This is a genomic window from Coriobacteriaceae bacterium, assembly GCA_025757745.1.
Classification (GTDB): domain Bacteria; phylum Actinomycetota; class Coriobacteriia; order Coriobacteriales; family Coriobacteriaceae; genus Collinsella.
On record CP107217.1, the window covers coordinates 464,897 to 489,334 of the forward strand.

A 24,438-nucleotide genomic window follows, 5' to 3' on the forward strand; every position below is an offset into this window, starting at 1 on the left:
ATGCTCCTTAACGGGCGCGAGGTGTGCCGGCGCTCAGATGATTGATAAGACTTGCCTGGTAGGCGGCACCAAAGCCGTTGTCGATATTGACGACCGAAACGCCGCTGGCGCAGGAGTTGAGCATGGCGAGCAGCGCGGCTACGCCACCAAAGCTCGCGCCGTAGCCCACGCTGGTGGGAACGGCGATGACCGGACAGCTCACCAGACCGCCGACAACGCTCGCCAGTGCGCCCTCCATGCCGGCGATGGCGATGACCACCTGTGCCTGAGCAAGTTCCTCGGCATGCGCGAGCAGACGGTGCAGGCCGGCGACACCCACGTCGTAGAGGCGGTCGACCTCGTTGCCATAGAACTCGGCCGTCAATGCGGCTTCCTCGGCGACGGGCAGGTCGCTCGTGCCGGCGCAGGCGACGACGATGCGTCCGTTGCCAGTGGGGGAGGGCTTGCCTCCCACGAGGGCGAGCTGTGCGTCCGGGACATATCCCAGGTCGATGCCGTTGTCGAGGAGCTCCGAGGTGCGGGCTGCCTTTTTGGCGTCCAGGCGCGTGACCAGGATGCGCTCCTGGCCGGCATCGTGCAGCGCTTCGATAATGGCGGCAATCTGCTCGGCGGTTTTACCGGCGCCGTAGACAACCTCGCCGGCTCCCTGGCGCACCCCGCGCGAAAGATCGAGCTGCGCAAAACCCAGATCGGCGGTCGGCGCCGTCTGGATGCGCGTAAGCGCGTCGGCAGGGGCGACTGATCCGCCGGCAACATCGCTCAGCAGCTGCTCAAGATCTCGCTTATCCATATATGTTCCCTTCGACGGCGCAAAGTCTAGCACTCAAAGGGTATGTTTCCGAACACTAAGACAAAATTGTTCGGAAACTATAGGACAGACTGATTCAATTGTTAGATGGATCGGCTAGTCGCGCAGGATGATGTCCATGGCGAGCATCAGGTTGCGCTCGTCGATGGCAAACGGGGCGGCCTCGCGCGTCTTGGGCTTGGCGCAAAACGCGATGCCCGTGCCCGCGGCCTGAATCATGGGGATGTCGTTGGCGCCGTCGCCGATCGCGACGGTATGGGCCATATCGACACCGCACTCAACTGCCCAATCCAGCAGCTGGATGAGCTTGGACTCCTTGATCACAATGTCTGCCGCCAGCTTACCGGTGAGCTTGCCGTCCACGACCTCCAGGCGGTTGGCCAGGCAAAAATCGATGCCCGCGGCGGCCACGATCTTGTCGGCGACCTCGTGAAAGCCGCCGCTTACCACGCCGACCTTCCAGCCCTTGCTGTGCGCCGATCGCACAAGCTCCAGCGCGCCGGGGGTAAACGTCACGCGCGCAAAGGTGCGCTCGAACACACTCTCATCCAAGCCGGCAAGCAGCCCCACGCGTTCCTCGAGCGCCTGCTTAAAGTCAAGCTCGCCGCGCATGGCGCGTTCGGTGATCTGTGCAACTTGCTCGCCCACGCCGGCCTCTTCGCCCAACAGGTCGATGACTTCCTGGTTGATGAGCGTGGAGTCGATATCCATAACGATGAGGCGTGCGGTCATGACGGGCCTTTCCGAGTGCGGTTGTATTGGGGCACATTGTCGCACGCGGCGCGCCTTGGCGACGGCCAGGCCGCGTCAATTGTTTCGTCTCCGTCAAGTCTTTGAACAAGAGCTACTTTTTCGCGGCACATCGACGCGGGTGCGATAAGATAGAACGCCATGTCCGGCTGCGCGGTTTACGCAGGCTGGGCAAATCTGTACGACGCCGCCCGGAACGACACGGGGCGGCACAGATCCATAAAGGAGGATCACTGGTATGAGCCAGACCCGTCCCATCGATGAGCATTCCATGCACACCCGTACCTGCGGCGAGCTTCGCTTCGAGAACGTGGGCGAAGAGGTCACCCTCACCGGTTGGGTGAGCCGTCGCCGCGACCACGGCGGCCTTATCTTCTGCGACCTTCGCGACCGCGAGGGCATCACGCAGCTCACCTTCGACCCCGAGCACTCTGACGGCGACGCCTTTAAGATCGCCGAGACCATGCGTCCCGAGTGGCCCATCAAGATCCACGGCGTCGTGCGCGCCCGTGGCGAGGAGACCACCAACGCAAAGCTCGCGACCGGCGAGATCGAGGTTCTGACCGACCACGCCGAGGTGCTCAACACGTCCGTCACCCCGCCGTTCCAGATCGAGGACGGTATCGAGACCAGCGAGGACACCCGCCTGCGCTATCGCTATTTGGACCTCCGCCGTCCCGAGATGATGGCCAACCTCAAGCTGCGCTCCGACTTCACCTTTGCCATTCGCGAGGCGCTGCACAGCCGTGAATTCATGGAGGTCGAGACGCCCTCCCTGTTCAAGTCCACGCCCGAGGGCGCCCGCGACTTCATCGTCCCCAGCCGCATCCAGCCGGGTAACTTCTACGCCCTGCCGCAGTCCCCGCAGCTCCTGAAGCAGCTGCTCATGGTCGGTGGCGTTGAGCGCTACTACCAGGTCGCCAAGTGCTTCCGCGACGAGGACCTGCGTGCCGACCGTCAGCCCGAGTTCACCCAGGTCGATATCGAGATGTCCTTCGTGGACCAGAATGATGTCATGAGCGCGCTCGAGGAGGTCCTGGCCGATGCCTTCGGCCGCATGGGCGTCGAGATGCCCACGCCGCTGCGTCGTATGAACTACTGGGAGGCCATGGACACCTATGGCTCCGACAAGCCCGATACCCGCTATGGCATGCACCTGGTCGACCTGACCGACATCTTTGCCAACTCCAAGTTCAAGGTCTTTGCGACCGCCGCAAACGAGGAGGGTTCTGTCGTCAAGGCCATCAACGCCAAGGGCGCCGGTGCCTGGGCACGTGCCAAGATCGATAAGCTCTCCGGCGTGGCCTCCACGTTTGGCGCCAAGGGCCTGGCATGGATCGCCTTCCGCGAGGACGGCTCCATCAACAGCCCCATCGTCAAGTTCTTCTCGGACGAGGAGATGGCGGCTCTGCGCGAGCGCATGGACGTCGAGCCCGGCGACCTTGTGATGTTCGCCGCCGGCCCGCGCCTGCTCTCTGACGAGATTCTGGGCGGCATGCGTTCTCACATGGCCAACGCACTCGAGATCAAGCGCGAGGGCCACGACTTCCTGTGGGTCGTCAACTTTCCGCTGTTCCATTGGGATGAGGACCGCAAGGCCTATGCTGCCGAGCATCAGCCCTTTACCCTGCCGACCGAGACCGACATCGCCAAGATCGAGGCCGATCCTTTGGCGGCCGGTTCTTGCACCTACGACTTTGTCATGGACGGCTTTGAGGCCGGCGGCGGCGGTATGCGTATCCACAACGCCGAGATGCAGATGTCCATGCTCAAGCTCCTGGGCTTTACCGAGGAGCGCGCCGAGTCTCAGTTCGGCTTCCTCATGGAGGCGCTCAAGTTTGGTGCGCCCCCGATGGGCGGTTTCGCTCTGGGCCTGGACCGCGTGTGCATGCTGCTCACCGGCTCCGATTCCATCCGCGACGTCATGGCATTCCCCAAGACGGCCAGCGGCTCCGACCTCATGTCGGGCGCCCCGAGTGCCGTTTCTGGCGCCCAGCTCAAGGACGTCAGCCTGCGCCTGATGTAGGCGAGCGGCTACCTATTGTCTGTAACGAGGGAAGGACATGTGCCTTCCCTCGTTTTTTATGTGCCGAGGTTGTGGGGGCATAGGGTGACTGGGCGTCGCGGAAACTGCGGCCCAGAATCCAGCCAAATAACGGGACGCACTTTCCGGTCGAGCTTCTGGCGGGCCTCGACAAGCATCTAACGCTACAATAACTACCACGTGGCTGGGTTTGCCGGCCGAATGTGCGATGCCGCGGGAGGGGACATGGTCGAGTTTACAAAGACGATTAAAGATCCGTTGGGACTGCATGCCCGCCCGGTTGCGCTGCTTTACGACATCATTGCCAAGCATCGTAGCAACGTATCGGTCAGTATCGGCGATCGCCATACCGACGGCCGCGATGTAATGGGGCTCATGGCTCTCTACGGCGAGTGCGGCGAGGACATCATCTTCCGCGTTTCGGGCGTAGACGAGGCTTCCTGCGTTACGTCGATCAGAAACCTCTCGCTTTAACCGCAATAATGTGGCAAAGGGGCAGTCCCCTCTGTTGCATAAATTGGTATGACAAGACACCGCAAAGAGATGGTCTTTGCGGTGTCTCTTTTGTTTCGTATAGGAAACTTTTTCGAAAACTGAATAGGGACTCTTTCCAAAAAGTTAACCACGTGCTAGTTTACTAAAGCGAACATAGATGTGGTTAACTTTTACCGCGTCGATGTTGAGGACGAACCGACGTTAGGAGCTCACTCATGTCTTGCGGACCGCAGATGCCGGCAATGCCGCTTTCGATGGTAAAAGCGGGCGAAACCGTGCGTGTGTCTCGTGTAAAGGGCAATGAGGATATGAAGCACCACCTTAAGGACCTCGGCTTTGTCGAGGGGAGCGAAATCCACGTGGTGAGCTCGAGTGGCGCCAACATCATCGTCACGGTGCTGGGCGCTCGCTTTGGCATCGATTCCAAGGTTGCCATGCACATCATGACCGTCGGTTAGTCCGCAGCATTTAAAAACTGAAAGGGGGACAAGTAAATGAAGACGTTGGGTGACGTTAAGGTGGGCGAGAGCTCCACGATCGTCAAGCTTCACGGTGAGGGCGCGCTGCGCCGCCACCTTATGGACCTGGGGCTCATCAAGGGCACTTCGTTCAAGGTCGTAAAGGTTGCACCGCTCGGAGATCCGGTCGAGATCAACGTGCGTGGCTACGAGCTCTCCATCCGCAAGGAGGAGGCTGCCGTCGTCGAGGTCCAGTAAGGGCCGGCGGCACATATTTCTGCAGATAAAGTTAGGTTTTTCTAACTCAATAATGCAGTGTTGAAGCACATTATCCAGCCTGCGCGGAGAAAGCAGCGCAGGCACACAAGGAAGAAGGATTGAATGGCGGATTCTCAGATCCATGTCGCGTTGGCGGGTAACCCCAACTGCGGCAAGACCACGCTTTTCAACCTGATCACCGGCGCCAACGGCTACGTTGGCAACTGGCCCGGCGTCACGGTTGAGAAAAAGGAGGCCAAGCTCCTAAGCGACAAGAACGTTACCATCACGGACCTCCCTGGCATCTACTCGCTTTCCCCCTACAGCCCCGAGGAGCAATGCTCGCGCGATTACCTCATGAGCGGCGAGCCCGATGTTGTCGTCCAAGTTGTCGATGCCACCAACCTCGAGCGTAACCTGTACCTGGCGCTTCAGGTTATCGAGACCGGCCTGCCCGTGGTCGTTGCCCTCAACATGGCCGACCTGGTCGAGAAGAACGGCGATAAGATCGACACGGACAAGCTCTCCAAGAAGCTCGGCTGCCCGGTTATGATGATCTCCGCTCTTAAGAACAAGGGCATCAAGGAGCTGTTCGAGCAGGTCAAGAAGTCCGCAGCTTCCAAGGGCCAGGTGCCGGAGCACAAGTTCGACTCCTCCATCGAGGACGTTCTGACGCACATCGAGAACAACCTGCCGGCAAGCGTCCCCGCCAACAAGCGCCGCTATTACGCCGTCAAGCTGTTCGAGCGTGATGCAGACGCCTGCAAACTCATCAACCTCACCAAGGAGAAGGCCGCTCGCGTGGAGGAGCTGGTCGCCCAGTGCGAGCAGGACTGCGACGACGATGCCGAGTCCATCATCACCGGTGAGCGCTATGGCGTCATCGCGCACATCATCGACGAGTGCATGACCAAGGCTCCGGCCAAGATGAGCACCTCCGAGAAGATTGACCGCGTGGTTACCAACCGTATTCTGGGCCTGCCGATCTTTGTCGTTATCATGTTCTGCGTGTACTACATCGCCGTTTCCACCCTGGGTGGCACGGTGACCGACTTCACCAACGATCAGCTCTTTGGCACCGACGGTTGGTATGTGCTCGGCCAGGGTCGCGACGCCTACGATGCAGCCGTCGAGGCTGCGGGCGACAACGCCGATTCGGTCGACCCGGCGCAGTACGGCCCCTATGTCCCCGGCATCACCACCGTGGTGCACGACGCCCTTGTGGCGGGTGGCACCGAGGACGGCGGCCTGGTCGATTCGCTGGTCTGCGACGGCATCGTCGGCGGCCTGGGCGCCATCTTCGGCTTTGTGCCGCAGATGTTCCTGCTCTTTGTGATGCTGTCCTTCCTGGAGGACTGCGGCTACATGGCCCGCGTCGCCTTCATCATGGACCGCGTGTTCCGCCGCTTTGGCCTGTCCGGTAAGTCGTTCATCCCCATGCTCGTGTCCTCGGGCTGCGGCGTCCCCGGCGTCATGGCCACCAAGACCATCGAGAACGAGAAGGACCGCCGCATGACGGTCATGACCACCACGTTCATTCCCTGTGGCGCCAAGCTGCCGATCATCGCCCTGCTCATGGGTTCCATCATCGGCGATTCTTCCACCACCGCGGCGTGGATCAGCCCGCTCTTCTACTTCCTGGGCGTCTTTGCCGTCATCGCCTCGGGCCTCATGCTCAAGAAGACGAAGCTCTTCGCCGGCCGCCCGACGCCGTTCGTTATGGAGCTTCCTGCCTACCACTTCCCGGCGATCCGCTCTTGGGCGCTGCATGTGTGGGAGCGCTGCTGGGCCTTTATCAAGAAGGCCGGCACGGTCATCTTTGCCTCCACTGTCGTGGTTTGGTTCCTGTCCAACTTTGGTAGCTACAACGGCGCCTTTGGCTTCCTGCCTGCCATGGAGGGCATCCCCGAGGAGTTCATGGACTACTCCGTGCTCGCCATGCTCGGCAACCTGGTCGCCTGGATCTTCGCCCCGCTCGGCTTTAGCACCTGGCAGGCAACCGCGCTGACCGTCTCTGGCCTCGTTGCCAAGGAGAACGTCGTCGCCACCGCCGGCTCACTGCTCTCCGTTGCCGACGCCGCCGAGACCGACCCGAGTCTGTGGACCGCGTTTGCTGGCATGTTCCCGACCATGGGCGCTTGCGTTGCCTTTGGCGCGTTCAACCTGCTGTGCGCTCCGTGCTTTGCCGCCATGGGCACCATCCGCAACCAGATGGACTCCGGCAAGTGGACCGCGATTGCCATCGGCTACGAGTGCGCCTTCGCTTGGGTGATCGGCCTGTTCATCAACCAGTTCTACAACCTGCTTGTCCTTGGGCAGTTTGGCTTCTGGACGGTTGTGGCTATCGTGCTGCTGGTCGCAATGCTCTTCCAAATCTTCCGTCCTATGCCCAAGCACGCTTGGACCGACGAGGACGAGACCAACACTGCTTCCGCCGCGGTTTCCGCCTAAGTCCGAATAAGGATTAGCCCCTTTTCACGAGCCCGGGTGTCCCAGCGACACTCGGGCTTTTTGGTGCAATGGGGTCAGGTTTGTTTGCGCCAATCTTAGGAGATGTGGCGTTTCCGCAGATAAAACCGACCAAAATAAACCTGTCCCTTTTTGGCAGGTGGAGAATGGAGTAAAGTAAGTGGTGGTTAACTAGAGGAGGCTTGCTATGGCACCTATCGATATTGTTGTACTGGCTGTTATCGGCATTGCGTTTGTCGCCGTGTGCGTGCGCATCTACCGCAAGGGCACCTGCGCCGACTGCGCCCAGGGTGGCGTTTGCACGGGGCATTGCTCCAACAAAAAGGCGTGCGCCGCACTTAAGGGCGTGGACAAAATCGCCGAAGACTTGGGCCGCGGTATCAAATAAGGCCTGACATCCAAACACCCCGCGAGCATCCGCTCGCGGGGCACTTTGCGCATTTGGGCGCGAGCGCGGCGAGTTGAAGAGTATTTTTGGGGTATCGCTAACTATGTGGTCAACGGCCCGCTCACCGTGGTTCATGCCGTGGCAGGCGCTAAGCTCGCCGTCGAAGGCATGACCAACTACCTGGGCCTCTAACTCCATCCCATCCATTAGTTGCGGTGAAATACGGACTGTTTTGGCTGCCAAAAGCCTCATCTACTCCGTATTCCACCGCAACTTTTTTTGTGAGGTGGGCTAGAGACGCTGCATGCGGTACCCGACACCCATGTGCGTCTGAATCATCTTGGGGTGAGAGGGGTCTGCCTCGATCTTCTTGCGCAGGGTGCGCATGAACACGCGCAGGCTCGCCAGATCGCTGTCCCAGCTCGTGCCCCATATCTCGCGGGTGATGAAGGTGTGGGTGAGCACCTTGTCGACGTTTTTCGCCAGAAGGACGAGCAATTTGTACTCGGTTGGGGTGAGCGAGAGCTCGCGTCCGTCTTTCGTCGCGTATCCCGCGGCGTAGTCGATATGCAGCGGACCGTTGTCAAACGTGCTCGCTTCTGTCGACTCGCTCGACGCCATCGAGGAGCGCCTCAAATTCGCACGGACGCGCGCGAGCAACTCATCCACAGAAAAGGGCTTGGTGAGGTAGTCGTCTGCCCCTGCGTCAAGTGCTGCAATCTTGTCGGAATCTTCGGTGCGCGCCGAAATGACGATAATGGGGACTGCCGACCAGCTTCGGATCTTCGTGATGACCTCGATACCGTCAATGTCAGGAAGGCCGAGGTCGAGCATGATGAGGCTGGGGCCGTGCGACACCGCATCCATGATGGCGGCCTGGCCGTTGCAAACCTTGCTCACGACATAGCCGTGGAGGTCAAGCGCGGTCGAAACGAGGTTTTGAACGGTCAGGTCATCTTCGACCAGGAGGATGCGTGGCTTAGCGGCATTATTCATGAATCTCGATCTCCTCGGCAGGCAGGGTAAAACGGAAGACGGCCCCATGGGGGTGGTTGTCGCGAACTTCGATGACGCCGCCATGCGCCTCCACGATGGAGCGGCAGAGCGACAGCCCAAGGCCGATGCTTCGACGCGAATCCACGGGCCGCGTATTGCTTGAGGTGAAGAAACGCTCAAAGATATGAGGCTTGTCGCAGTCTGCTACACCCGGCCCATCGTCTGCGACGTCCACCACGATGAACTCACCCTCGCGACGTGCGCTGATGGTGACAGTCGAGTCCTCGGGCGTGTATTTGAAGGCGTTCATGATGAGATTCGTAAGCACCTGCATGATGAGATGGACGTCGATGCGTACCAGCAGGATGTCGTCAGTGTGCTCGATGGTGACGGCACGTCCATGCGATGCTTGGGCGACATGGCTGAGGGCGGCCTCGATGACCTCGTCGATGAGCTCGGATGTTAAGTTGAGGCGAATGGTGCCGTCCTCGACGCGTGTGATGGCGAGGAGGTTTTCCACGGTATCGATAAGCCAGAGGGAATCGTCGTAGATGGCATCGGCAAGATCGCAGCGCTGTTCGAAGCTGAGCTTCTCGTCGCTCTTCCGAAGGATTGCCGCAGATCCGGATATAGCCGTGAGGGGTGTCCTCAAATCGTGGCCGATGGAGCGCAAAAGGTTGGCGCGCAGCTGCTCGTTTTTCGCCAAGACCGCAGCCTCTTCGCGCTCTTGCGCCGCCCGGTCGCTTTCGAGCGCCAAGGCGCATTCACCTACGATAGATAGGACGATCGAATGCTCGAAGGCTTCGATCTCGCGCCCCTCCAGGGCGATGCCGATGACACCGAATACCTTGTCGCCGGTGCGAACCGCGAGGTAGAGACAGTGTGCCTCAGGCAGGGTCCGCGTGCTTGCGCCCGCGCGCTTGTTGTTGGTGTAGGTCCAGGTTGCAACGGCGCGCTCGTAGTCGGTGAGCAGCGACGCGGATCGGTTTTCGGTGCCAGCGGACTCATAGAGCGCTTTGCCGAGCGTGCCGTGTTCGGCGGTGTAGAAGACCACGTCGAGTTTTAGCAGTTTGATGAGTTGGTTCATGGCGACGCGGGCGCACTCCTCCGCGCTATGGGCTTGCTGCAAGAGCTGGTTCGTTTCGAGGAGTACGCGCGTTTTGAATGCGTTCTCGGCGGAGGTACGGGCGTTGTCGGCGATGCGCGCAGTTAACTCGCCGGCGACCATAGCGGTAGCGAACATGATGCCGAACGTGACCAGATAGCTTCGGTCGTAGCTGGCGAGCGAAAACAGAGGCGTGACGAAGCAGAAGTTGTAAAGCACTACAGAGAGCACGCTCGATACGATCGTGCAGATACGCCCCGTCGTGGTGACGGCGGTCAGCAGGGCCGTGAGGATATAGAGGGATATGATGCTGGAATCGGCAAATCCCAGATGGCGGAAAGCCGTGCCGATCGCCGTGGCGACAAGAGAGAGGGCCAGCGTGCGAAGCACGTTTCGGCTGTTGGGCGGCTGCAGGGCGAGCGTACGGCGGCGTCCTTTGGGCCGGGAGGGCGGAGTCGACTGGTCTGGAATGATGTAAATGTCGAGGTTCGGGGCGAATGTTATGAGCTGTTCTACGAGAGATTTGCGGCCAAAGAGGGCCTGACGGACGCTGCTGCGCTCGCCCGTGCGCCCCATGACGATCTTCGAAATACCCGACAGGCGCGCGAACTCGGAGATCTGAAACGCGATGTCGTCGCCATAGACGGTTTCCATATGTGCTCCGAGCTGCTCGGCTAGGGCGATATTGGCTGCAAGCTTGGTACGCTCATTATCGCTCATGGCTTGCGTGTGCGGGCTCTCTACGAACAGGGCGACGAGCTCGCTGCGAAACGCTTTCGCCATGCGCGCGGCGGCACGGACGATGCGGGGATTGGTCGGCGCCGGGGAGACACAGACTAAGATACGCTCCCTGGTGTAGTAGTCACGGTTTCCCAGCACGCGTGCGGCGTCTGTGAGGTGGCCGGTGCGATCGGCGCAGCGGCGCAGCGCGATTTCTCGGAGTGCGGTGAGGTTCTCGACGGTAAAAAAATGCTGTTGCGCTCGGGCGGCTTGCGCGGGACGGTAGACGAGGCCGGCGCGAAGGCGCTCAAGTAGGTCTTCGGGCTCTATGTCGACGAGCTCGACCTGGTCGGCATCATCGAAGATACGGTCGGGGATTCGTTCGCTCACGACAACGCCGGTGATGGATGCAACCATGTCGTTTAGGCTCTCGATATGCTGAACGTTCACGGTCGTATAGACGTCGATGCCCGCATGTAGAAGTTCCTCGACGTCTCGATAGCGTTTGTCGTGGCGAGACCCCGGCGCATTCGTATGGGCGAGCTCGTCGACAAGGATGAGCTGAGGGGCGCGTTCGATAGCCGCATCTAGATCGAACTCGCTGAGCGCAATGCCGTTGTGCTCGATGAGTTTACAGGGCACTTTCTCAAGCCCTTGTGCAAGATGGGCAGTTGCCGGACGTTCGTGCGGCTCAATGTACCCCGCGACGACGTCAACACCTCGCCGCTTGGCGGCGTGGGCGGCTTGAAGCATCGCATAGGTTTTGCCTGCGCCGGCAGCGTAGCCAAAGAAAATCTTGAGGTGTCCCCGGCTGGTTCGAGCGTCATCGGCGACCTCGTCTTTCTCAATTGCCTTGAGGATGAGGTCTGGATTGACGCGAGTGTCCGATGCGTCGCGCTGCATAGCGTAGCCTTTCTGAAGCGTTGTCCATGCGTGCATACGCGGTGAGGACGCCACTGTATGCTCGCGAGGTCGAGTATAGGCGCACTGCAGCCGCAATAGTGCTTTCTACCTGCATCTTTACGGCATCTTAAGGACGTGGGCCCCGGCCCTCACGCCTCTTTAATCCCTAGAAGCGTTTACTGTCCCCAGACGCTTGCGAGAGCAGGCGTCCGAGACATCGGACCGCGCGTGAAAGGGGCGGTAAATGGACATCCTCAGTCCCATCATCGGAGTCGTCTGCATTGGACTCTTTATCTATTACATCTACATTCTGATGAGGAGTGATTCGTAAACTATGGATGCTGCGATTCAGTACATCTTGTACTTTGCCGTGCTCGTCGTCTTGGCCGTTCCGCTCGGTCGGTTCATGGCCCATATCATGGATGGTGAGCATACGTTCCTGTCGCCTGTGTTTGCTCCTGTGGAGCGTGGCGTCTATCGTCTGCTTCGCATCGACGCGGCAGAGCAGATGGGGTGTAGGCGCTATCTGGCGAGCGTGCTGGTCTTTTCGGGGATCGGCCTCGTGGCTCTTGTGGCACTCCAGGTGCTTCAGTCTTTCTTGCCAGGCAATCCCCAGCACCTGCCGAGTGTGTCATGGGACCTGTCGTTCAATACGGCTGCTTCCTTCATAACCAACACCAACTGGCAATCCTATTCCGGTGAGACCACCCTGTCCTACTTTGTGCAGTTCATGGGCCTCACCGTGCAAAACTTCTTGTCCGCCGGCACCGGTATTGCGGTCATGTTCGCGCTCATCCGCGGTTTCCGTCAGGTCAAGGAGCAGGGTCTGGGTTCCTTCTGGGTCGACCTCACCCGCACCGTCCTGTATGTGCTCATCCCGCTGAACCTCGTGTTCGGCATCTGCCTGGCTGCCGGTGGCGTTATCTCCAATTTTCAGCCGGCTCAGAAGGCTGAGCTCGTAGAGCCCGTTGCTGTCCAGCCTAATGCAGACGGCGGTTGGAGCGTCATCGACGGCGCCCAGATCGAGGGCGACACGGTCAAGGTCGACGGCAAGGTCGTCGAGGGCGCCCGCGTGGTCACCGAGCAGTTTTTGCCCCAGGGTCCTGCGGCCAGCCAGGTTGCCATCAAACAATCCGGCACCAACGGCGGCGGCTTCTTTGGCGCGAACTCTGCGCATCCGTATGAGAACCCCAATGCCTTCACCAACATCATCGAGATGACCAGCTTGCTGCTGATTCCGGTCGCCTGCTGCTTCACCTTCGGCATCGGTGTCAAGAATGCCAGGCAGGGCAAGGCCATCTTCGCGGCGATGTTTATCCTGCTCGTGGTCTTTACCGGCATCATCGCCGTTAACGAGCATATGGGTACGCCGCAGCTGGCAGATGGCGGCGCGGTCAACATCGAGATGACCGATGGCCAGGCGGGCGGCAACATGGAGGGCAAGGAGAGCCGCTTTGGCATCGCCTCCTCTTCTACCTGGTCCGCTTTCACGACGGCTGCTTCCAACGGCTCGGTCAACTCCATGCACGACTCCTACACCCCGCTCGGCGGGTTTGTCCAGATGCTCCAGATAGCGCTGGGCGAGGTGGTGTTCGGCGGCGTGGGCTGCGGCCTGTACGGCATGATCGGCTTCGCCATCCTCACGGTATTTATCGCCGGCCTTATGGTCGGCCGCACGCCCGAGTTCCTGGGCAAGAAGATCGAGCCGACCGAGATGCGCTGGGCGGTGGTTCTGTGTCTCGCCACCCCGTTCGCCATTCTGGTGAGCTCCACTATCGCCTGCATGGTGCCCGGTCTTGTCGACCAACTCAACAACGGCGGGGCGCATGGCTTCTCCGAGGTCCTGTACACCCTTACTTCGGCTGGCGGCAACAACGGCTCCTCATTCGCCGGCATGAACTGCAACATCCCGTGGATCAACGTGCTGCTGGGTATCGAGATGCTGTTCGCGCGGTTCCTGCCGATTGCGGGCACGCTCGCCATCGCGGGCTCGCTGGCCGGGAAGGGCAAGGTCGCCGAGGGCGCCGGCACGCTTTCCACCACCAATGCCATGTTCGTGTTCCTGCTGGTATTCGTCGTTCTGCTGATTGGCGCCCTGAGCTTCTTCCCGGCGTTGGCGCTTGGTCCCGTTGCCGAATTCTTCCAGATGGTTGCGTAAAGGAGTCGCAGATTTATGGCTATGCAAAAAGACATGATGAGCCGCGCGGTGCGCGATTCATTTGCCAAGCTTGACCCCCGTGTCCAGGTCCAAAACCCGGTCATGTTCCTGGTGTGGCTGTCGGCCGCCATGACCTCCATTCTGGCTATCGCCTCAATTATTGGGGTACAGGACGCCGACGTCCCCACGTACTATGTGATCGCCATTGCCGTCATTCTCTGGCTGACCGACCTCTTTTCAAATTTTGCCGAGGCGCTTGCCGAGGGCCGCGGTAAGGCGCAGGCAGATTCCCTGCGCGCGGCGAAAAAGGACGTCGAGGCCCATCGCATCGAGTCCGTCGAGGATAAGGACCGTTTCACGGTCGTTCCCGGTACCAAGCTCTCACGCGGGGATCTGGTGGTCGTGCGCGCCGGCGAGCAGATTCCGGGAGACGGCGATGTCATCGAGGGTGCCGCCTCGGTTGATGAGTCGGCCATCACCGGCGAGTCTGCACCCGTGGTTCGTGAGGCTGGCGGCGACCGTTCTGCCGTCACTGGCGGCACTACCGTGCTTTCCGATTGGATTGTGGTGAAAATTACCAGCGAGCCTGGCCAGAGCTTCCTGGATAAGATGATCGCCATGGTCGAGGGCGCCGCCCGCAAGAAGACCCCCAACGAGGTCGCGCTCGAGATCTTTCTGGTTGCTCTGTCCGTCATCTTCATCCTCGTGACGATCGCACTGTATTGCTACTCGAGTTTCTCTGCAGGGCTCAACGGTATGGCGAATCCCACCGCTGTGACCACGCTCGTTGCCTTGCTCGTCTGTCTGGCGCCCACCACCATTGGTGCGCTGCTGTCCGCCATTGGCATCGCCGGCATGAGCCGACTGAACGAGGCCAACGTGCTGGCCATGTCCGGCCGCGCCATCGAGGCCGCCGGCGACGTCGACATCCTCATGCTCGATAAGACCGGTACCATCACCTTGGGCAACCGCCAGGCCGCTGAGTTCATTCCGGTCGACGGTGTCGATCCGGCAGAACTCGCCGATGCCGCGCAGCTGTCCTCTCTGGCGGATGAGACCCCCGAGGGCCGCTCCATCGTCGTGCTCGCCAAGGAGCAGTTTGGGCTGCGCGGCCGCACACTCGAGGATAAGGGCATGGAGTTCATCCCCTTCACCGCGGCGACCCGCATGTCCGGTGTGAACTACGCCGACAGCGAGATTCGCAAGGGTGCGGCCGATTCCGTTCGCGCTTATGTGGAGGCTGCCGGAGGAGTGTTTTCGAAGGAGTGCGACGAGGCCGTCGAACGCATTGCGAAGGTGGGCGGCACCCCGTTGGTCGTGGCAAAGGACCGACGTGTGCTGGGCGTCGTCTACCTTAAGGACATCATCAAGTCCGGCGTGAAGGAGAAGTTCGCCGACCTGCGCCGCATGGGTATCAAGACCATCATGGTGACGGGTGATAATCCGCTGACGGCCGCCGCCATCGCAGCCGAGGCGGGCGTGGACGACTTCCTGGCCGAGGCCACCCCCGAGGGCAAGCTCGAGAAGATCCGCGCGTTCCAGCATGAGGGCCATCTGGTCGCGATGACCGGCGACGGCACCAACGACGCGCCGGCGCTGGCGCAGGCGGATGTCGCCGTGGCCATGAACACGGGAACCCAGGCTGCCAAGGAGGCCGGCAACATGGTCGACCTCGACTCCAGCCCCACCAAGCTCATCGATATCGTGCGTATCGGCAAGCAACTGCTCATGACCCGCGGCTCGCTCACGACCTTCTCGGTCGCCAACGACGTCGCCAAGTATTTCGCCATTATCCCGGCGCTATTCTCGCCGATCTACCCCGGGTTGGACACCCTCAACATCCTGGGGCTCACCAGCCCGTTGACTGCCGTGCTGTCCGCCATTATCTACAACGCGCTGGTCATCGTCGCGCTGATTCCTGCCGCCCTGAAAGGCGTGAAGTACCGCGAGCTTTCGTCCGGCCAGCTGCTGACCCACAACCTGCTGGTGTGGGGTCTGGGCGGTATCGTGGCGCCGTTCGTATTCATCAAGATTATCGACATGCTGCTGGCCTTGTTCGGCATTGGCATGATGTAGACGGAGGTTTGTATGTTCAAAGGTATCGCATCGCGCGCACTTGGCGTGTTCGCGCTGTTTACCATCGTCTGCGGCCTGGGATACACGCTCGTGGTGACCGGCGTCGCGCAGCTTGCGTTTCCGTACCAGGCGAACGGATCGCTTATTACGGTCGACGGCAAGGTTGTGGGTTCCGAGCTCATCGGCCAGAACTTTGATGACGAAGCCCACATGTGGGGTCGTATCCAGAACGTGTCAATTGTCGAAGGCGAAGACGGCGAGCTCATGGCGTATGGTGTCCCGTCCAACCTGTCCCCGGCGAGTGAGGAGTATCGGCAGCTGATAGATGCGCGCGTGAAGAAGATCCGCGCCGCCAACCCCGATGCCGATATGGACGCCGTGCCCGTCGATCTGGTGACGTGTTCGGGGTCCGGTCTCGACCCGGAGATCTCTCCGGATGCCGCCGAGTACCAGGTTCCGCGCCTTGCCAAGGCCACGGGCAAAAGTGAGGACGAGGTGCGCGACATCATCGCCGCGTGCACCAAGGGCCGTTTCCTCGGCGTGTTCGGCGAGCCCACGGTCAACGTGCTCAAGGTGAACCTTATGCTGGACGGCGCGCTGTAGGTGAGGAAGTGGCGGATGAGGGCATGACTGACTATCTGAGCCCTCAATTCCACCCCGCCCATCAGTTGCGGTGAAATACGGACTGTTTTGCCTGTCAAAAGCTTCATCTACTCCGTATTCCACCGCAACTTTTTTATGAGGGTCGGGATTGAAGGTGGGGAGTGCGAGCGAGTGCGAATGCGGCGGTTACTGATACGATAGGTACGTTAGCAACTGCCGCCGAGCGGCTCAAACGAAAGGAAGCCTGCATGGAGTCATCCGCCTACCCGATGCTCTTTAGTCCGATCAAGGTCGGTACGACCGAGGTCAAGAACCGCGTCTTTATGCCGCCGGTGTCTACCAACCTGGCCGACCACGGCTATGTGACCGACGACCTGGTCGACCACTACCGCGCCCGTGCCAAGGGCGGCGTGGGCCTGATCATCACCGAGGTCGTGACGGTCGAGCCCACCTATACCTATCTGCCGGGTGACATGTGCTGCTACGACGACACGTTTATCCCCGGCTGGGAAAAGCTCGCCGCCGCCGTCCACGAGTATGGCTGCAAGATCATGCCGCAGCTCTTCCACCCCGCCTACATGGCCTTTAACATTCCGGGCACGCCGCGCCTCATCGCCCCGTCCTTTGTGGGCCCGTCCTATGCCCGCGAGGCGCCGCGCCCCATCACGGTCGACGAGATCCACGAGCTCACGCATCAGTTCGGCGACGCTGCCGTGCGCATGCAGAAGGCCGGCGTCGATGGCGTCGAGGTCCATGCGGCGCACGCCCACGGTATGCTCGGCGGCTTTTTGACCCCGCTCTACAACAAGCGTACCGACGAGTACGGTGGCTCGCTCGACGCCCGCATGCGCTTCTTGCTCGAGGTTATCGCCGAGATTCGTGAGCGCTGCGGCCAGGACTTCATCATCGACGTCCGTATCTCGGGCGACGAGTACACCGATGGCGGCCTGACCCTCAACGACATGATCTACGTCTCGCGTCGTCTGGAGAAGGCCGGCGTCGACATGATCCATGTGTCGGGCGGCACCACCATCAAGCGCGGCTCTGCGATTCCCGCCGCCGGCACGCAGCAGGCCTCGCACGCCGCCTGCTCGCGCGAGATTAAGAAGCATGTGAACATTCCCGTCGCCACCGTCGGCCGCATCAATGAGGCATGGATTGCCGAGGAGCTGATCGAGGACGGCGCTGCCGACATCTGCATGATGGGCCGCGCCAATCTGTGCGATGCCGAGTTCTGCAACAAGGCCGCTGCCGGCAATGCCGATGATATCCGCCCCTGCATTGGCTGCCTGCGCTGCCTGAACGGCATCATGTTTGGCAAGCGCATCTCCTGCACCGTCAACCCGGACGTGGAGCGCGACGAGGCCGGCTACGAGCCTGCCGCCGAGGCCAAGAATGTACTGGTTGTGGGCGCTGGTCCTGCGGGTATGGAGGCGGCCTACATTGCCGCCAAGCGTGGCCATAACGTGGTGCTCGTGGATAAGCAGGACGAGCCGGGCGGCGAGATGCGCATCGCGGCCGTTCCGCCGGCAAAGCAGGAGCTCACGCGCGTGATCAAGTATCAGTACCGTCGCCTGGCCGAGGCCGGCGTCACGTGCGTCTTTGGTACCGAGCTTTCCGCCGAGGACATTCAGCGCGACTACGCGGGTTACGAGGTTGTCCTGGCTTATGGCGCCGAGCCCATCGCTCCGGCCTTCATGCAGGGCTTTAAGCAGGTTATGACGGCCGACGACCTGCTGGGCGGCAAGGCTTTCCCGGGCAAGAAGATCGTCATCGTGGGCGGCGGTACCGTTGGCTGCGAGACGGCCGATTACCTGGCCCCGTTGGTCAACGACCTGTCGCCGGCCAACCGCGATGTCACCGTTATCGAGATGACCAAGACGCTCGCCGCTAACGAGGGCGGCGCCGGTCGCGCGGTGCTCATCACGCGCATGCTCTCCAAGGGCGTTCACGTGCTGACCGAGGCCAAGGTGACCGAGATCACCGAGGACACCATCAGTTACGAGAAGGACGGCGAGGTCCACACTATCGCCGATGCCGACACGCTGGTGCTTGCCATGGGCTACCGTCCCAATACCAAGCTGGCCGATGACCTTACCGCTGCCGGCGTTGCCGCCCACGTGCTGGGTGATGCCCAGAAGTGTGGCAACATCCGCGATGCCATTGGCGACGGCTACAAGGTTGCCTGCGAACTCTAGTCAACGCTCTGGTGCAAGAGGGACAGGTTGCTTTGCACCAACTTGGTGCATCGGCACCTGACCCCTTCGCACCATTCGATAGCAAAAAGCGGCGGCCGCCCCGGGTTTCGGGGCGGCCGCCGCTTGCTTTTACGGCACTGGTGACGCGAGCGGTCTCTATTTCACCGCAACCGAGGGGATGGGGGATGCGATAGTATTACGTGATGAATTTCGATAAACAGTGGGCTTCATCCGAGGGCTTTATGGAACAACACCAGCATTATCAGAGCCTGCAAGATCAGGCATATAACGCATTGCGCTCCAAGATTATCTATGCCGAGCTCAAACCCGGCACGCGCCTTTCGGCGATTGGTCTGGAAAAGGAGACAGGAATCGGGCGCACGCCCATTCGCGAGTCTTTTGTGCGCCTGCGCGAGCAGGAGCTGGTGGAAACGCGTCCCAAAAGCGGCACCTATGTCTCAAAAATCAGCATGGAGCACGCCGAGAACGCCTGCTTTTTGCGCGAGAAACTCGAGAGAAGCGTGCTTATTAAATGCTGCTCTGCCGCCACGCCCGAGCAAAAGCAGCGGCTTGAGCAGATTCTTGCCGAGTCCGAATCGCTCGACTATCGCGAAACGCGTCGCTTTTTCGACTTGGATAACCTGTTTCATGAGACGTGTTTTGAGATTGCCGGCCGCCATATGTTGTGGGATTGGATGAAGAGCGTCAACACGCATTTTGAGCGATACAACTGGTTGCGTATGGTGTCGCAGGATCTGGATTGGGAACCGATTCGTCGGCAGCATCGCCGGATTCTCGAGGCCATTAAGAAGGGCGACACCGACACGGCGAGCTATTTGGCAGAGACGCACTTGCATCTGATGCCCGAGGAGCAGGGCCCGGTTATCGCCTTGCATCCCGACTATTTCGAGCTGCCCAAAGACTCGGCTATCTAACTCGCGCCCTTTATTAGCTGCGGTGAAATTAAGATCGTTCTGCGGGTCTGGTGGCGTAGGCAGTTCGCATAAATGCCTAAAATGGCTCAGACTGCCGACAATTGGGAAACGGGGTGCGCTATGGCGCAGATGAGAATCAAGGACATTGCCGCCGAGGCAGGCGTGAGCCCGGCCACGGTTTCGCGCTATCTCAACAACCGCCCCGGGCAGATGACCGAGGAAACCCGTGCTCGCATCGCGGCGGTTATCGAGCGCACCGGCTATCGTCCACGTGCCGCCGCGCGCAATCTGCGCAGCTCGCGTACCAACCTCATCGGCGTGATCTTGGCCGACATTGCTAACCCGTTCTCCAGCGCCATGCTCGAAGGGCTTTCCGCCAGTGCCGCCGCGCGCGGCTGCTCGCTCATGACTGCCATTAGCGGCAATGATTCCGCCAAGGAAGCAGAGTCACTCACCAGACTTATCGATGCCGGTGTGGACGGCCTGGTCGTCAACACCTGTGGCGGCAATGACGAGGCAATCGCCGCGGCCGCGGGGCGCCTGCCCGTCGTGCTGCTCGACCGCGATGTTGCCGACGGCGGCATCGACTTGGTGACATCTAACAACCGTGAGCTGGTCGCTGGCTTGGTAGACGAGCTCGCCGCTGCGGGCTGTGAGCGCCTGTGCATGCTCACCGAGGCAAGCGACGACAGCCCCGTGCGTCGCGAGCGCGCCAAGGCCTTTACTGACGAGCTTTCGCACCGTGGCCTTGCGGGCGAGGTTATCACCTTGGCCGACGGGGGCGCCACGGGCGTCAGCCGCCTGGACGAGACCATCCGCGACTATGCGGGCAAAAAACTCGGCCTCATTGCCGTCAACGGCCTGGTCTTCCTGCGTCTGACCGAGGCGCTGGCGCAGCTTGGTCCCTCGCTGCCGGCGGGGCTCAAGATCGCGACGTTTGACGATTACCCCTGGAACCACGTGCTCTTTGGCGGTGTGACCACGGCCGCGCAGGACACCCTCACCATTGCCGAGCGTGTGGTCGAGCGCCTGTTCGAGCGCATCGACGTTGTTACCACCACCGTGGGCGAGGCCGCAAAGCTGGCGCCCAAGTGCATCGAGATCCCCGGCCACATCGAACACCGCGCCTCGACCTCGCGCTAGCCGTTCGTTCGCAACTGCCTGTTCGCGCACGTTTTTTGAGCGCTTGATACGCTTTAACCCTGCGGAAACATTTTTCTGCGATAGTATCTGCGATATAGACCAGTCGAAACCCGCCCGAAAGAAAGGGGAGCGACATGAACCAGCAGAACATCGATTACGTACTCCGCTCCGTAGAGCAGCGTGACATCCGCTTTGTGCGTCTGTGGTTTGTCGACATTCTCGGCCGCCTCAAGAACTTTGCCATTAGCCCCGAGGACCTCGAGGTCGCTTTTGAGGAGGGTATTGGCTTTGACGGCTCCGCCATCGAGGGCTTTGCCACGCCCGAGGAAGCCGACATGCTGGCGTTTCCCGATGCTTCGACCTTCCAGATCCTGCCGTGGCGCCCGAGCCACAACGGCGTCGCCCGCGTGTTCTGCGACGTGTGCACTCCCGATCGCAAGCCGTTTGCCGGCGATCCGCGCGATGCCCTGCGCCGCATGTTCCGCAAGGCCGAGAAGGCCGGCTACCTGCTCAATGTGGGTGCCGAGCTGGAGTATTACTACTTCCCCGACGAGCACACCCCCGAGCCGCTCGACAACGTGGGCTACTTCGATCTTTCGGTGAGCGATGCCGCTCGCGACCTGCGTCGCAACACGGTCCTCACGCTCGAGAAGATGTCCGTGCCCGTGGAGTACACCTTCCACGCTGCCGGTCGCTCGCAGCACGGTATGAGCCTGCGCCATGCCGAGGCCCTGAGCATGTCCGACGCCATCACCACGGCCAAGCTCATCATTAAGCAGCAGGCCTACGAGAGCGGTTGCCACGCCTCCTTTATGCCCAAGCCGTTGGCGGGTGAGGATGGCAGTGCTATGTTCCTGTGCCAGTCGCTGTTCGACCACGACGGCAACAACGTCTTTTGGGGCGAGGACGACGAGAAGTACCACCTCTCCGATATCGCCAAGCACTACATGGCCGGCATCCTGGCGCACGCGCGCGAGATCAGCGCTATCACTAACCCCACGGTCAACTCGTATAAGCGCATCACCACGGGTGGCGACTCCGTGCCGCAGTACGCCACGTGGGGCCTGCGCAACCGCGCGAGTATGGTCCGCATTCCGGTCTACAAGCCCGGCAAGCAGCTGTCCACGCGCATCGAGCTGCGCAGTCCCGATCCCATGGCCAACCCGTACCTGGTCAACGCCGTCACGCTAGCGGCCGGTCTGGACGGCATCGAGCGCAAGCTGGAACTCCCGCCCGAGGCAACTGCCGAGACGCTCAAACTTACCGACCGTCAGATGGTCGAGGCCGGCTACACGCCGCTGCCGCGCTCGCTCAAAGAGGCGCTCGACGTGTTTGAGGACTCGCAGTTTATGAAGGATGCCCTCGGCGAGCACATCCACAGCTTCTTCCTCAAAAAGAAGCGCGCCGAGTGGCATAAGTTTGAGTCTACGATCACCGAGTGGGAGATCAAGCACTACCTGGCGAACTCCTAATCACGCTGGCTTGTTCCAGTACGATTGAGCTCATTTCTTTGGAGGCCGATATGTCCGAAAAGAGTGCCCTGTTCATGGCGCGCACGACGCGCTTCCACGAGTTTGCCCGCAGCTTGACGACCACCCTGGGTGTCGAGGTGAGCCTGGCAACCCCCGATTCGCCGACTGCGGCGCACGACTTTGACCTGCTGATCCTCGATTCCGATGGCATCCGCAGCGACCGCATCGATCAGATTGCCAAATGGCTCGACGACCGCGGCGGCGTTCCCATGCTGGTGATCGTCGACGACGAGGCGCTCGGTACCTTGCGCCTGCCCAATCACGCGCATGCCGACTTTGTATGCCCCACGGCGACGCCCAACGAGCTCAAGGCTCGCGCGCAGCGCCTGATGGGCGAGGAGGAGACCGTCACCGCCGACGATGTGCTCAACATCGATAACCTCGAGATTAACCTGGCCACCTACCAGGTGACGCTCGATAACGAGCCCATCGACCTGACGCTGATGGAGTACTCGCTGTTGAGCTTTTTGGCGACGCACCCCAACCGCGCCTACAGCCGCGAGGTGCTGCTGCACCGCGTGTGGGGCTTTGAGTACTGCGGCGGCACGCGCACCGTCGACGTGCACATTCGACGCATCCGCTCCAAGGTGGGCCCGCAGATCGCGGCACACATCACCACCGTCCGCGGCGTGGGCTATCTGTTTAAGGACTAGATTTCCGCCACAAAGGGGACAGGCACCTTTGTGGTGGTTTTGACGCGGGTGCGGGTTCCTCTCGAATCTGCAGCAGAACTTAAGCCTTCCTAAAAGATTGCGTTCTCATACACTTGCGCCCGCATATTGGGGTACAACTCAACGTGAACAATGATGGCCCGCCACATGTTTGGCGGGCCTTTGGTTATTTGACGAAAGGATCGCAGCTATGAGCGAGTACGATTCCCAGCGTCCCCAGGATGCGGGCAACGCCGGCGAGACCCAACAGCAGCCGCGTGTGCAGGTAGAGTCGACGCCTGCCGATGGCAACAACATTCCTTACGTGCAGGCCTACGACACGCAGACCGGCCAGCCGCTGGGTGGCCAGCAGGTCGTGAACAAGCACACGGTGGTCAAGACCAAGACCAAAAAGCTGCCGATCTTTATTACGGCACTTGCCGGCTGCGCCTGCGGCGCCCTGCTGGTCATTGCGCTCATTATGAGCGGCACGCTCAACATTGGCGGCGGCAAGAATGCCGTGACGGCGGGCGCTTCGGGTTCATCGACGCAAAAGATCACGATCGACTCCGAGGACACCACGCTGGCCGAGGCCGTTTCTGCTAAGGCCCTGCCCTCCGTGGTTTCCATTACCGCCACTTCGAGCGGCGGCCAGAATGGCTCGCTTTCGCAGTCTGCTGACGAGTCGGACAGCTCGGGCAGCGTCGGTTCGGGCGTTGTGCTCGATACCGAGGGCCATATCCTCACCAACAACCACGTGGTCGATGGCTATGACCAGTACGTGGTTACCATGGACGACGGCACCACCTACGAGGCCGAGTTCGTGGGCAACGATGCCTCGAGCGACCTGGCCGTCATCAAGCTCAAGGATGCTGACGCCTCCAAGCTCACGCCGATTGAGATCGGTGATTCCTCCAAGCTCAACGTGGGCGAGTGGGTCATGGCGATCGGTTCGCCGTTTGGCAACGAGCAGTCTGTCTCCACGGGTATCGTCTCGGCGCTCTATCGCTCCACGGCCATGAGCTCTACCAACGGTAACACCATCTATGCCAACATGATCCAGACCGATGCCGCCATCAACCCGGGCAACTCCGGCGGCGCGCTCGTTAACGATAACGGCGAGCTTGTGGGTATCAACTCGCTCATCGAGAGCTACTCGGGCTCCAGCTCGGGCGTGGGCTTTGCCATTCCGGTCAACTATGCCAAGAACATTGCCGACCAGATCATCGACGGCAAGACGCCGGTGCATCCGTACCTGGGCGCTACGCTTTCGAGCGTCAACGCGCTCAACGCTCGCACCAACAAGCTGAGCACCGATAGCGGCGCGTACGTGGCGAGCGTCGTCGAGGACGGTCCTGCCGCCAAGGCTGGCATCCAAGAGGGCGATGTCATTACCAAGCTGGGCGATGACGAGATTACGAGCGCCGATGGCCTGATCATTGCGCTGCGCAGCCACGAGGTGGGCGAGAAGGTCGAAATCACGCTCATGCGCGGCAAGGAGGAGAAGAAGGTCACTGTCGAGCTGGGCTCCGACGAGGAGCTGCAGAACCAGCAGCAGGACGACAGTTCGACCGACACCGGCAACGGCGGTATTACCGACGAGCAGCTGCGCCAGTACCTGGAGGAGCTGCTCGGCCAGCAAGGCCAGGGTCAAGGCTACGGTCAGGGTTACTAACGAGCTTTTCGCACATATCGAGGCCAGAGGGGCTGTCCCATCAACACGGGGCAGCCCCTTTTTTCTTATTGATC

General features: G+C 60.9%; 20 protein-coding genes. 16 read left to right on the forward strand and 4 right to left on the reverse strand.

Annotation, left to right across the window (positions count from 1 at the left end):
* Window positions 1-7 precede the first annotated feature (7 nt).
* Together larB and serB are read right to left on the reverse strand one after the other, a co-directional pair.
* Entirely contained in the window at window positions 8-790 is a 783-nt protein-coding gene (gene larB, locus OGM60_01900) for a nickel pincer cofactor biosynthesis protein LarB (protein ID UYI99566.1), read from the reverse strand.
* Window positions 791-904: 114 nt separating this feature from the next.
* A complete protein-coding gene (gene serB, locus OGM60_01905; protein ID UYI99567.1) occupies window positions 905-1,540 on the reverse strand; it encodes a phosphoserine phosphatase SerB in 636 nt (211 codons plus the stop codon).
* Window positions 1,541-1,796: 256 nt separating this feature from the next.
* Here serB and aspS point away from each other — a divergent pair, with 256 nt between their 5' ends.
* The 7 genes from aspS (at window position 1,797) to OGM60_01940 (ending at window position 7,862) form a co-directional block, all read left to right on the forward strand.
* Entirely contained in the window at window positions 1,797-3,584 is a 1,788-nt protein-coding gene (aspS, locus tag OGM60_01910; protein ID UYI99568.1) for an aspartate--tRNA ligase, read from the forward strand.
* A gap of 243 nt (window positions 3,585-3,827) precedes the next feature.
* A complete protein-coding gene (locus tag OGM60_01915; protein ID UYI99569.1) occupies window positions 3,828-4,076 on the forward strand; it encodes an HPr family phosphocarrier protein in 249 nt (82 codons plus the stop codon).
* Between the two features lie 236 nt (window positions 4,077-4,312).
* Window positions 4,313-4,555 carry a ferrous iron transport protein A gene (locus OGM60_01920; protein UYI99570.1) on the forward strand — a complete coding sequence of 81 codons (243 nt, stop codon included), beginning with the start codon at window positions 4,313-4,315 and terminating at the stop codon, window positions 4,553-4,555.
* Between the two features lie 36 nt (window positions 4,556-4,591).
* The gene (locus tag OGM60_01925; protein ID UYI99571.1) at window positions 4,592-4,813 is read left to right on the forward strand and encodes a ferrous iron transport protein A; all 222 of its coding nucleotides are present in this window, start codon (window positions 4,592-4,594) and stop codon (window positions 4,811-4,813) included.
* 123 nt (window positions 4,814-4,936) lie between these two features.
* Entirely contained in the window at window positions 4,937-7,264 is a 2,328-nt protein-coding gene (locus OGM60_01930) for a ferrous iron transporter B (GenBank protein UYI99572.1), read from the forward strand.
* A 205-nt stretch (window positions 7,265-7,469) separates the two neighbouring features.
* Window positions 7,470-7,670: a hypothetical protein gene (locus OGM60_01935; protein ID UYI99573.1), complete on the forward strand. Its 201-nt coding sequence runs from the start codon at window positions 7,470-7,472 to the stop codon at window positions 7,668-7,670.
* A 45-nt stretch (window positions 7,671-7,715) separates the two neighbouring features.
* On the forward strand, window positions 7,716-7,862 hold the full coding sequence (locus OGM60_01940; protein UYI99574.1) for a hypothetical protein: 147 nt from the start codon (window positions 7,716-7,718) through the stop codon (window positions 7,860-7,862).
* A 99-nt stretch (window positions 7,863-7,961) separates the two neighbouring features.
* Here OGM60_01940 and OGM60_01945 read toward each other — a convergent pair whose 3' ends face one another.
* Both OGM60_01945 and OGM60_01950 read right to left on the reverse strand, forming a co-directional pair.
* Window positions 7,962-8,666, reverse strand: coding sequence for a response regulator transcription factor (locus tag OGM60_01945; protein ID UYI99575.1), 705 nt, complete (start codon window positions 8,664-8,666; stop codon window positions 7,962-7,964).
* On the reverse strand, window positions 8,659-11,394 hold the full coding sequence (locus OGM60_01950; protein ID UYI99576.1) for a sensor histidine kinase KdpD: 2,736 nt from the start codon (window positions 11,392-11,394) through the stop codon (window positions 8,659-8,661). Before OGM60_01950 ends, OGM60_01945 begins: the two co-directional genes overlap by 8 nt.
* A 334-nt stretch (window positions 11,395-11,728) precedes the next feature.
* On the opposite strand from OGM60_01950, the gene kdpA reads away from it, so the two are divergent.
* The 9 genes from kdpA to OGM60_01995 all read left to right on the forward strand — a co-directional run bounded on the left by kdpA (window position 11,729) and on the right by OGM60_01995 (window position 24,364).
* On the forward strand, window positions 11,729-13,552 hold the full coding sequence (kdpA, locus tag OGM60_01955) for a potassium-transporting ATPase subunit KdpA (protein UYI99577.1): 1,824 nt from the start codon (window positions 11,729-11,731) through the stop codon (window positions 13,550-13,552).
* 15 nt (window positions 13,553-13,567) lie between these two features.
* Window positions 13,568-15,628 carry a potassium-transporting ATPase subunit KdpB gene (gene kdpB, locus OGM60_01960; protein ID UYI99578.1) on the forward strand — a complete coding sequence of 687 codons (2,061 nt, stop codon included), beginning with the start codon at window positions 13,568-13,570 and terminating at the stop codon, window positions 15,626-15,628.
* A gap of 12 nt (window positions 15,629-15,640) precedes the next feature.
* Window positions 15,641-16,231 carry a potassium-transporting ATPase subunit KdpC gene (gene kdpC / locus OGM60_01965; protein ID UYI99579.1) on the forward strand — a complete coding sequence of 197 codons (591 nt, stop codon included), beginning with the start codon at window positions 15,641-15,643 and terminating at the stop codon, window positions 16,229-16,231.
* Between the two features lie 248 nt (window positions 16,232-16,479).
* On the forward strand, window positions 16,480-18,429 hold the full coding sequence (locus tag OGM60_01970) for an NAD(P)/FAD-dependent oxidoreductase (protein ID UYI99580.1): 1,950 nt from the start codon (window positions 16,480-16,482) through the stop codon (window positions 18,427-18,429).
* A 203-nt stretch (window positions 18,430-18,632) separates the two neighbouring features.
* On the forward strand, window positions 18,633-19,364 hold the full coding sequence (locus tag OGM60_01975; protein ID UYI99581.1) for a GntR family transcriptional regulator: 732 nt from the start codon (window positions 18,633-18,635) through the stop codon (window positions 19,362-19,364).
* Window positions 19,365-19,484: 120 nt separating this feature from the next.
* On the forward strand, window positions 19,485-20,507 hold the full coding sequence (locus OGM60_01980; GenBank protein ID UYI99582.1) for a LacI family transcriptional regulator: 1,023 nt from the start codon (window positions 19,485-19,487) through the stop codon (window positions 20,505-20,507).
* A 134-nt stretch (window positions 20,508-20,641) separates the two neighbouring features.
* Window positions 20,642-21,979 (forward strand): glutamine synthetase family protein, encoded by a 1,338-nt coding sequence (locus tag OGM60_01985; GenBank protein ID UYI99583.1) that lies wholly within the window; start codon window positions 20,642-20,644, stop codon window positions 21,977-21,979.
* Between the two features lie 50 nt (window positions 21,980-22,029).
* On the forward strand, window positions 22,030-22,692 hold the full coding sequence (locus tag OGM60_01990) for a response regulator transcription factor (GenBank protein UYI99584.1): 663 nt from the start codon (window positions 22,030-22,032) through the stop codon (window positions 22,690-22,692).
* Window positions 22,693-22,900: 208 nt separating this feature from the next.
* On the forward strand, window positions 22,901-24,364 hold the full coding sequence (locus OGM60_01995) for a trypsin-like peptidase domain-containing protein (GenBank protein ID UYI99585.1): 1,464 nt from the start codon (window positions 22,901-22,903) through the stop codon (window positions 24,362-24,364).
* Window positions 24,365-24,438: the final 74 nt, after the last annotated feature.